The sequence below is a fragment of the Pyramidobacter sp. CG50-2 genome (assembly GCF_003612005.1).
In the GTDB taxonomy this organism is placed as follows: Bacteria; Synergistota; Synergistia; order Synergistales; family Dethiosulfovibrionaceae; genus Pyramidobacter.
This window is the reverse complement of the sequence record NZ_RAWT01000067.1, coordinates 1-10,541: the sequence shown is the minus strand read 5'-3', so window position 1 is coordinate 10,541 and position 10,541 is coordinate 1. Positions and strand designations below refer to the sequence as shown.

Below are 10,541 nucleotides of genomic sequence, written 5' to 3'. Positions count from 1 at the left end.
GTCTGCTGGGCTGGAAAGCGCGGAAATCGCTCGACGACATGTGCCGCGATTCCTGGAACTGGACGAAGAAGTCGCTGCGATAAAAGTATCGAAGGGGCTCATAAAAAACGACGTCGCGCCCGTCATGTTTTGAAGGAACAGTTCAAAACGCGACGGGCGCGACGTCGTTTATCCCGGACTGCCGTCGGGGTCGCAAAGCCTCCGCCGGCTTTCGGTGAGAAATCTCATTTCGGCTCTATAATAAACGTTGGGGGGATACGCGTCGAACTGAAGATGTTCACCTCCTCCAACGAGTCTATTCATATTAAGATAGGCATACCCAGTCATTCCTCCCTCGCAATCTCATCAGCAGAGTTGATCGAAAGGGAAATGATGGATATGCCGCATGCTCGTTTTATCGGATTATTGTCGAGTAGGGAAAAGAGGAGCACCAAGAAGTTTTACGACCGCGGCGAGACTCACTCGATGGATTTTATTATGCCCTGTTCTGAGAACTGCAGCAAACATTTCTCTATTTTTCGATAACTTCCCACGTGCCGTCACGCCTGGAGCCAAGTCTTCGAATATAGCCTTTCTCTCTCAACGAATCCAGCGTACGCTGAACTGTTCTGACTGTTTTTGATATCTTCTCAGCCATCTCGTCCCGGGTTGAATCCGGCTTGTTTTTCAATATAGCCAGCACAGCCACTTCCGTCCCCTTTAAAGTGACATTAAAAGTGACATTCTGAATGTCACTTTGAAACGCTGGTCTGTAAATAATAAACTTAAATCCGCTTTCGCCTGTCTCATACGAATATCGGATAGCCGCATTCTTGCAAAGACTGTTTATTCGCTTAAAGCCGCTTCCGAATTGCTCAATAGACTTATTCAGATACAGAACTTTCGAAATAAGAGGGTTACGTATCTCTGACTCTACATTCCTTTTAATGTAATCCTCCGGTTTATAACGGCTTGCATATCGTCCGGGACTATAGATTGTTATCTTCCCTGGGTGGATGCATATTTCATGATTTGTGGATTCGTTATATACTGCATGTGCAAAACTGTTAGCCAATGCCTCTCTAATGACCGCAACAGGGATCTCCGGAATTTCCTCTCTTTCTGTCCCGATGATTTCGCTTCTCCATCGGACATTCTTCAAAATATAATCTTCAGATATCTTCAGCAAATTATATATATTGTCTTCATAGAGCTTCATATCAATAAAAGTAAGCTTTTCATCCGTAGCAAATACAGCAGTTTTCAATGTAACCGGATGCGTATTTCCGAAAAGGCATTCTCCAGCGTTATTCAAATGATCGTCATCCAGCAAGCCGCACCTCTTCAGAACGATTGGACATGTATATTTTCCCTTCGGTATTCTCCCCGCCGAAACAGCTTTTTGCCAAAAAGCTCTGATTGCCGTTTTGTCAATTTGCTTGGATGTCGCCAAAGACGGTGTTTTCTCCCACTTTTCCCTATATTCATTTGATACAAAGAAGGACTTCAGCGCTTCCGGCACCACCTCACGATCTTCATCAGCAGTTCGGAGGTAATAACGCCCAAACGCAGAATATGGGACATTACTGCCATTAAATTCGATTTTGATTACATGCTTTCCGTCAAGAACCGTTTCGTTTATAGCAGGATATATCTGAGGTCTGATGCTTTCGTATACCATTCTCGAAACATCACGAAGCGACGATTCCGAAACGGCCTGCCCGCTCACATCACCATTCGGTTTGATCCCAAAATAAAGGGTTCCTATCCCGTGTTTATTCAAAATAGACGAAACAGAAATCATCGCCTCTCGGATCTCTGCAGTTGTCTTTTTGAATTCCAACGTTTCCGTTTCTTTTCCCAGATTCATTCCCGCTTCCCTCGCCGTTATAAAGTGACGTCATCATATCATATAGTGACATTTACGTCACTATTAACAAGGCGAGGCACCTCCCTCCTCAATGGAGAATACCCCTACGGCGACCGCCGATGGTCTGATACTATTTCTCAATAAAAATGCCGAATGCAGAGGCGCTACGGAGGAGATTCACAAAGCGAGCTGCACAGACCGCGCAGCGGTCGAAGGAGTCCTGAGCGCCTGAACTCCTCCGCAGCGCGCCCCGTCGCGATTGATTTTTTTACAGTCAGCATTCTTTCCGACGCAAGCCTGGCACAGAAATATAATACATCAAAACACAATATCCCGCTCTCCCGTTTCGCAGCCGACGTGGCGCCAAGGGCGCGGAGCGGACTTTCGGCGACGTCGCCGCGCCTGCCGCGGCGCCCGAAGTTCCCGCGTCAATTTTGGCCTGATCGTTTATATTTTGCAAGTCCCTTATGCTCAACGTATCCCTGTCCAAGCGTGGCATCCCAGCCATGCGCCAAGAAAAAAATCCGCGCAGAAGACACTTGTTTTTTGAACAGAGGTAAAATATAATTGAATAAGTTAGCGAACAATGAATATTATTACTGAAAGGATGGATCTTCTGTGTATAAGCTTTGGAACGAGCTTCAGGAACTGAAAAAGCTGCGCTGGATAGACCTTTCGCATCCTCTCGATAATACAAGCCCCTATTGGAGCGGCATACCGGATGGATCCGTCGAACTCTGCAAAACTGTGTTCGACTGGGGCAATCCGATGCTTGAATGTCTCATTCAGACTTTTAAATTTCCTGGGCAGTTCGGAACACACATAGATTTCCCCGGGCATTTCGTTAAAGGCGCACCGCTGTCGGAAGCCTTCGGCGTGAAAGACTGCGTGTTCCCGCTCTGCGTCGTCGACATTTCGAAAAAGGTAAAAGCCGATCCCTGCTATGCCGTGACGGTAGACGACATTAAGGAATACGAAGCGAAATACGGAGCCATACCCGACGGTGCGTTTGTGGCTCTTTATACGGGTTGGAGCAAAAATTGGCCCGACATGGATGCCCTCTCCGGAACGAAAATAAAAGAGGACGGCTCAGAAAACTTCCCGGGGTGGTCGCTGCCTGCGCTCAAATATATCTACGAGTTCCGCTCCGCGGCTGCGAACGGGCACGAGTCCCTTGACACCGATGCGTCGGCCGAAGCGGCGAAGGCTGGCGACCTAGCCTGCGAGAGATATGTCCTTCAGCAGGGCAAACTTCAGATAGAAGTGCTTTGCAATCTTGATATGCTGCCGCCCGCCGGCGCGCTCCTTTTCGCGGGGTATCCCAACATCAAGGGAGCGACGGGACTTCCTGTCCGTGTTTTCGCTATCTGCGAGTAAAACTCGCGTCCGCCATTTGGCGTAAACGGCAAGGCGCCGCCGCGGATATTGCGGCGGCGCCTTGCCGTTTCGTTTACTCGTGCGTGAGTTGTTCTCAAGATTTCGGACACATTCCGATACCGATACTATTTCTTGATTAAAAAGCCAAACTCAAGGACGTTGCGAGCCATACCAATATTTTCTATCGGGAATCGGTATAAATAACCGTTCCGCCACGTTACATTCAACCGGGAGATCATGTTTATGCCATTCATAAAAAATCATGCGCGTTTTTTCAAGGGCGCGGCGCTGACGGGCGTTTTCGCCTTCGCGGCGGCGGGAGCGGCGGCGCTGGCGCTGATGCGCCGGGTCTGGGGGCCGGTGTCGATGGAGCAGATCCTGTTCCATCTGAACGTGCCGCTGACGGGCGGCGTCGACGCCAACCTGCGCCGCCTCATTTTCGCCGCGGCCGCGGGCGCGGCGACGGTCACGGCGCTGTACGGACTGTTCTGCGGCTTCTGCCTGCGGCGCGGACGGCGCGGGGCGGGGCTGCTGGCGGCGTTGGCTCTGGCGGGATTCGCGCTGTACGCGGAGTGGAGCGTCGGCGTGGCCGGGTTCGTTCTGCGCCAGTTCCAGACCACGGCGCTGTTCGACGCGGTGCCCGAGCCGCAGGACGCGCGCTGGTCGTTCCCCGGCGCCAAGCGCAATCTGCTGGTGATCCACATGGAATCCATGGAAGACACGTTCAACGACGCGGCGGTCATGGGCGCGCCGCTGCTGCCCGAGCTGGCGCGGCTGCGGAAGGAGCATCTCCATTTCAAGGGTTTCCGCCAGGTACGCGGCACGACCTGGACGACGGCGGGCGTGACGGCCTCGGACTTCGGGCTGCCGCTGCTGCTGCCGATCGGGCACAACGACTACGGCGACTACGAGTCGTTCCTGCCCGGAGCGCTGAGCATCTTCGAGGTGCTGGAGCGCAGCGGCTACGCGCTGGAGTTCATGTTTTCCAGCGACTGTTCGTTCGGCGGCATCGAAAACCTGATCCGCACGCACGCGGAGCGCCCCGTCGTCAAGGATCTGCGCTGGTTCAGCCGGTACCGTTCCGACGTGGAACAGAACCGCGGCAACGGCTGGGGGCTGCGCGACCGCTATCTTTACGAGCGGCTCAAGGAGGATCTGGCGCTGCGCGCCGCTTCGGGCGCGCCCTACGCCTTTTTCGTCGAGACGCTCGACACGCACGGGCCGGACACGTATTACTTCCTCGACCCCGACGTCCGCCCGGAAACGCGCTGGCACGATTTCCGCGACGTGATCCGCGCCGGCAGCCTGATGATGGGCGAATTCATCGACTGGGTGCAGGCGCAGCCGTTCGCCCGCGACCTGACGATCGTCGTTCTCGGCGACCACCTCTGGATGGGCGACACGATCGCCGGGCACCCGCTGGGGGACGGACGCGCCGTGTTCAACCTGTTCGTCAACGCGATTCCGCGTCCGGAGCGCGGGATCGAACGGCTTTTCAGCGCGCCGGATTTCGCGCCGACGATTCTCGAAGCCATCGGCGCGTCCCTGCCCGGGCACCGCTTCGGCATCGGCACGTCGCTGTTCAGCGGGCGCCCGACGATGATCGAGGAACTGGGCGAAAAGACTTATGTCGCCGAGCTGGGCAAGACGTCGGCGCGCTACAACCGTTTCTTCAAGCGTCCCGAGGGGAAGCCCGACCGGCGCGCGCCGCTGAAGACGAACGACTTTTCCGCGGGCGCGCCGCGCCTCGCCCTTTCCGAACCGGAACTGTTCATGAGGACCGGCGGCAGCGGCGCTTTTCAGTGCGCGGTCTTCAATTCAAGCGACAGCCTGTTGTCCGGCGCGGGAGATTCGCCGCTGCGGATCCGCGCGTCGGTCTGCGCCGCGGACGGCCGCAACATGCCGGAATACGCGCGCACGTTCCCGCTGCCGCGCGATCTGCCGCCGCAGGACGCCGAATACCTGCAGGCGGCGATCCCCGTGCCGCCGGAAGGAACGTACCGTCTGCAGCTGGAATTCGTCGACGAAAAGGACCGGCCGCTCGCCGCCGCCTTCGAAACGCCGCTGCGGACGGCGGCGCAGTGGCGGTACGCCGCCGAAGACGGCGGCGTACCGCAGGACGAGCGTATCGTGCTGGACGGCGGCGCGCCCTGCGTCGCCTTCGCGGGCGCGATGGAAGTCTATTGCCATCGGGACACGCTCTTCTGCAAGCTGCTGGACGGCCGACTGTCCGCAAAAGATCTGATTTTGCGCGCCCGCCGCGGCGGAGAGACGGTCGAACTGACGCCGCGCGAGCTGCGCCGCGCTTCCGACCAAAAATTCCGCTGGGCCGCCGCGCCGCTGGACGGAGCCGGTCTTGAATATCTGGAAGCGGGCTGGCGGCGCGGCGGGGCGGAAAACGTACGTCCGTTCAGCCTCCTTCCCGCGGCGAAAAGCGCGCTGCTGCGCGAGGAGCAGGATTTTTACGCCTACGCGCGCAAACTGTCGCGGTCGAAGGCACTGATCCTCGCCGCCGTCAACGCCCCGGGGCAAAAGCCCGGCCTACTGGCCATGCGGGACGGGCAGATCCTCACGCTTCAGCGCGGCGCGCCCGGTACGGCGCTGCACTTCGACGGCGAGGAAGGCGGCGTTTACCTCGACCTCAACACGTACGACGAGGCCACCGCCGCCCAGTCGCGCACGCGCGCGCGGCTGTCGATCCGCGTGAACGGCCTCGAATACGCCTGCGCGCAGCAGGGAACGAACTTCGTCGTCTTCGATCCCGCCTGCGGCGAAGCGCTCGACCGCGCTGCCTGTGCCACGCCGATACCGTTGGACGAACTGGCGGCGCTGCTCGCGGGCGCACAGCCCGAGACGGCGCGGCGGACCGGCGGCGAAGCGCCCAAACTGCTCCACTGCCCCGTCGATCACCGCGTCCCCATCGAAAAGGGCGCGTTCCTCGCCTCCTGGACCGGCGGGCCATACGTCGCGCGCTCCGGCGGCCGCCTTTACTTCCAGACACCGTGGGAACAGGTCTTCAAAATCAAACTGCTCGGCGGTTCCGAAAGCGCGGGCGTCGCGCCGCTGGACCGCGCCGTGTCGGCCGGTTTCGACGGCGTGATCTCCGCCCTGCCGGCGCGAGGGGCGTCCGCCGACGTCGGCTTCATCGACGGGCAGGGGCAGAAACACGCGCAGTCCGTCGACCTGACGCCGCTTTTTCTGGAAACGGACTTCTGCCGCTATCTGCGGCGGCTGGCCGATCCCGATCACGTCGTGCTGATCTCCGTGCTCGACGAGGGTGCGCGCCGCCTCACCGAAACGCACCGCAAGCTCTTCGCGCCGCTCGGGCTCGACCTGTCGCTGTCCGGCAAACGACGCTGGAGCTACGCGGCCGTCAGCGACGGCGGCAAAAAGGTCTACGAAGAATGCGCGCCCGGCCGCATCGACATAACTGTCGACGCCGCGGGGCTGAAGATCGGGCTCGTCAGCACGGGCATGGAAGCCGGCTACGAGTCGTCGATCCGGATCGACTGCGCGGAATATTCCACGCAGTCGCCGGGCATGAACATCGTCGTCTACGACAAAAAGCAAAAACGCGTCGTCGACAGCGTCGCCTTCAACACCTACGCCGACCTGTCCGCTTCGCGCAAAGACCCCGCGTTCAAACGGTAAAAGCAAAGCGGCGAACCTCGCTTCACTCGAGGCTCGCCGCTTTTTATCCGTCTGTGTTTTGAGTGATCCACAACTGGCATTTGTGTTCCAACAAGAGGAAATCGCAGCTGTTGGCCACAAGTCCGGGATTCTTGCCCAACAGCACTCGTTTGTAAGTGCGCTCGGCAAGATACTGGATCCTTTCCTGATTTTTGATACAGAACCTCAATTCCTGCGCAAGCAGGGCACGATAAGCTCGATCGGGTTCGTCGTCTATGGAACGGAGCGAGAGTGCGCTTTTGGGAACAGGAAACATATAATTAAACCGAAGCGAAGCGACAATCTGACCATTGTCAGCCTGAATGAGGAAGTTATCGGGCTTTTGCTGTTTAAAAGAAGTCACAGGCACGTAATAGTTCATTTCACGCACCTGAAGCACAACGCCGCATAAAAATTTTCTCTTTCGACTTACTCCATAATCCATGTTAGGGACGCGGCTTACGCCCCTCTTTTCTATCTCTGCATTTTTCAAATAGTTGGTATAAGCAAAGTCCACGTAGTAAAAATTGAGTTTTTCCATCAATGCGGGCCTCAAAGTCAGAGATAAAAAGAGAGGGGCCACAGCCCCTCCTGTTTTCACTACAGCTGCGCTTCAGGCGGCAGCGCGCCTTTCATGATGATCTGCTCTCAAAGCGGCAGGGCGCTTCTCATCGATGATCTGCTCTCAAAGCGGCAGGGCACTTGCCAAAAGAGCATCGCTCTTTCTACGTGTTATTCTACTCAAGTTATGAATTTTTGTCAAATCATTCTCACGAGGAAGACAAAATATATGAAAACTCAAAGCCAGCCTCGATTTTTTTCATAATCAGACCTATCGAAAGCCGGCGTTCCGTCTCTTTATTTTCAGCTTGCCAGAGCGCGCCGCACCTTGTCGCGCAGACGGCTCACGCGCTTGCTCACGGCCTGCTGGCTGACGGCGCAGCGGCGGGCCAGTTCCTTCTGCGTCAGGCCGGAAGCCAGACCGCGCGCCAGCTCGCGCTCGGGGGTCGGCAGGCTTTCGAGCAGTTCGAAGACGGCGTAGCCGCCCTCTTCACAAGGGACGTCAAAACCGTCGTCCTCGAATTTCTGCTCCAGCGAATCGTGGGCGCCATCCCGGCGCAGCCTCGCGGCGGCGTCGCGCACCCGGCCGCGCAGGCGGTACCAGATGAACAGGCTCAGCCGCTGGGCCGGTCGTTCCTCGTCGTAGCGCCGCACCAGCTCGAAAAGCGCGATCATGCCCTCCTGCACCAGATCTTCGTATTCGGCGCCGCGGCCTGTATACTGCCAGGCAATTTTTCTCGCCAGCGGCAGAAAACGCAGGGCGATCTCGTTCAGCTGCTCTTTGCTCGCAGCGCATCGTTCGCATTCCACTGACTGTGATCCTTTCTCCTCTTGTGAGGTCTTGAGCGCCGGAAGAAGGAGCCTTCTCCGACTTTATCACAAAGAGTGCTTAAATCGATATAAATATACAACTAGACTTCACAAAAGTCAAAAAGGACAGTTTACTTATCGTCATCATGAAGCGCTCCACGGCAAAAAACGCGACGGCAGAGACGCGCTGATTCGTTCAGGCGTCTCTGCCGTCTTTGCTTTGCGGCGATATTTTTTTCGGCGAAAAAGCTATTCGATCACGCGGCCGTCCACGCCGATGGTCACGACCTGCCAGGGGATGAACTTGCCGCTGTCCATCAGCGCGGCGCGGGCGGCCTTTTCGAGGCCGCCGCAGCAGGGCACTTCCATGCGCACGATCGTCACGCTCTTGATCTCGTTGTTTTTGATGATCTCGGTCAGCTTCTCGCGGTAGTCGCCCTCGTCGAGCTTGGGGCAGCCGATCAGCACGACGCGGTTTTTGATGAAATCGCGATGAAAGGCGCCGTAAGCGTACGCCGTGCAGTCGGCGGCGATCAGCAGCGAAGCGTCCTTGAAAAAAGGCGCGCTGACGGGCGCCAGCTTGATCTGCACGGGCCACTGGCTGAGGCGGCTGCGCAGGTCGGCCGGAACGCCCGCCGCTTCGGGCGCTTCCGCCGCGGCGCGTTGAACGGCGCGCGTCATCGAGCCGGGGCACATGTGCGGGGCCCCGCCGGGCAGCGGCCGAAGGATGGCGCGCGCGGTCGAGCCGGGACAGCCGCCGCGCGCAAGCGCGGCATTTTTCGCGGCCTGAGCTTCCTGAGCGGCCCTGACCGCGGCCTCGTCGAAGGGAACGGCCTCTCGCTCTTCGATGGCGATGGCGCCCGTCGGGCAATGCGGCAGGCAGTTCCCCAGCCCGTCGCAGTAATCTTCGCGGACCACCGCCGCCTTGCCGCCGATCATCCGGATGGCGCCCTCCTGGCAGGCGCCGGCGCACGCGCCGCAGCCATTGCACTTGTCGCGGTCGATCTTGACGATTTTTCTCCTCATGAAAATCCCCCCGGATCCATTCGTCGCGCGCCGTCCGAAAACGGGCGCTCATCTTTTGACATCGTGCGCTCAGTGTACTATGATGAGGCAACGATGTCTGTTGTTTTTACAACAAAGAGGTGACGAAGATGAACTACGAAGCGCTCGCTCAGTGTCCGCTGTTCGCCGGGATCGCCGCGGACCGTCTGGAACGCGCCGTGACGGCTCTGTCGCCGCGCCAGGCGGAATACGAAAGGGATCAGACCATCCTGCTTCAGGGGGAAGCGCCGCGCGGGCTCGGCATCCTGCTGTCGGGAGCCGCTCTGATCGTGAAGGAAGACTATTGGGGCGTGCGCACCGTGGTCGCAGCGCTGGCCCCCGGAGATCTCTTCGCCGAAGCGTTCTCCTGCGCCGGCGTCGCGGAAATGCCCGTCGGCGTCATCGCCGCGGAAAAATCCCGCGCGCTCTTCGGCGATCCGGCCAGATTGCTGGCGGGAGGCGCGCCCGACCGCGAGGGGCGGCAGATCCTCGACAATCTCATGCACATCCTGGCGCGGAAAAATCTGCTGTTGCTGCAGCGCCTCGCCGTGATCTCGCGACGCACGCTCCGCGACAAGATCCTGACTTACCTGTCGTACTGCGCGCAGGAAGCGGAAGCGCGAAGTTTCCGCATCCCGCTCGACCGGCAGGGGCTGGCCGACTATCTGGCGGCGGACCGCAGCGCGCTCTCGGCGGAGCTGTCGAGGATGCAGAAGGAAGGGCTGATCGCCTTCCGCAAAAATTCCTTCGAGCTCAAAAAGCGCTTCGAGATCGCGGAGGAATGATAAGCTGAGGCAAAACGAAAGCCGCCGCGGGGACGCGGAGTCGCAAAGAAAAGCGAAAAAGAATACTTCGCGAGGCCAATTCCCAGGAGAACGCTCGACTGCACGTTATACTATTTCTCAATTAAAATGCCGAATACAGAGGCGCTGCGGAGGAGATTCACGAAGCGGGCTGCGCAGACCGCGCAGCGGTCGAGGGAGTCCCGAGCGACTGAACTCCTCCGCAGCGCCCCGGAAACTATGTTAATATTTTCTATCAAGAATTAGGGCTTGTTTAAAAAACGTCAAAGTTGCCTAAATCGATCCAATCGCTTAAACTTTTCTCATGGAAGAGAGAAGATATGAACTGACCTCCAGCGAGTGGAATCGAATCAAGAGAATGCTGCCGCCCGAACACCCGAAATCAGGTCAACGTGGACGCCCGGCAAAATACGATAACCGCAGGATCA

Annotated in this window: 7 protein-coding genes; 3 read left to right on the top strand and 4 right to left on the bottom strand. The window is 57.9% G+C overall.

Annotation, left to right across the window (positions count from 1 at the left end; genetic code table 11):
* Positions 1 to 511: 511 nt before the first annotated feature.
* A complete protein-coding gene (locus tag D7D26_RS11050; protein WP_120373078.1) occupies positions 512 to 1,849 on the bottom strand; it encodes an RNA-binding domain-containing protein in 1,338 nt (445 codons plus the stop codon).
* Between the two features lie 618 nt (positions 1,850 to 2,467).
* Between D7D26_RS11050 and D7D26_RS11045 the strand changes: the two genes are divergently transcribed.
* A complete protein-coding gene (locus D7D26_RS11045) occupies positions 2,468 to 3,226 on the top strand; it encodes a cyclase family protein (protein ID WP_120373077.1) in 759 nt (252 codons plus the stop codon).
* Between the two features lie 243 nt (positions 3,227 to 3,469).
* Positions 3,470 to 6,877: a hypothetical protein gene (locus tag D7D26_RS11040; RefSeq protein ID WP_120373076.1), complete on the top strand. Its 3,408-nt coding sequence runs from the start codon at positions 3,470 to 3,472 to the stop codon at positions 6,875 to 6,877.
* A 43-nt stretch (positions 6,878 to 6,920) separates the two neighbouring features.
* Here D7D26_RS11040 and D7D26_RS11035 read toward each other — a convergent pair whose 3' ends face one another.
* The 3 genes from D7D26_RS11035 to D7D26_RS11025 all read right to left on the bottom strand — a co-directional run bounded on the left by D7D26_RS11035 (position 6,921) and on the right by D7D26_RS11025 (position 9,292).
* Positions 6,921 to 7,436 (bottom strand): type III toxin-antitoxin system ToxN/AbiQ family toxin, encoded by a 516-nt coding sequence (locus tag D7D26_RS11035; RefSeq protein ID WP_120373079.1) that lies wholly within the window; start codon positions 7,434 to 7,436, stop codon positions 6,921 to 6,923.
* 323 nt (positions 7,437 to 7,759) lie between these two features.
* Positions 7,760 to 8,266: a sigma-70 family RNA polymerase sigma factor gene (locus tag D7D26_RS11030; protein ID WP_120373075.1), complete on the bottom strand. Its 507-nt coding sequence runs from the start codon at positions 8,264 to 8,266 to the stop codon at positions 7,760 to 7,762.
* Positions 8,267 to 8,515: 249 nt separating this feature from the next.
* Positions 8,516 to 9,292: an ATP-binding protein gene (locus tag D7D26_RS11025; RefSeq protein ID WP_120373074.1), complete on the bottom strand. Its 777-nt coding sequence runs from the start codon at positions 9,290 to 9,292 to the stop codon at positions 8,516 to 8,518.
* Positions 9,293 to 9,420: 128 nt separating this feature from the next.
* Here D7D26_RS11025 and D7D26_RS11020 point away from each other — a divergent pair, with 128 nt between their 5' ends.
* Positions 9,421 to 10,095, top strand: a complete 675-nt coding sequence (locus tag D7D26_RS11020; protein WP_120373073.1) for a Crp/Fnr family transcriptional regulator — start codon at positions 9,421 to 9,423, stop codon at positions 10,093 to 10,095.
* The last annotated feature ends 446 nt before the right edge of the window (positions 10,096 to 10,541 follow it).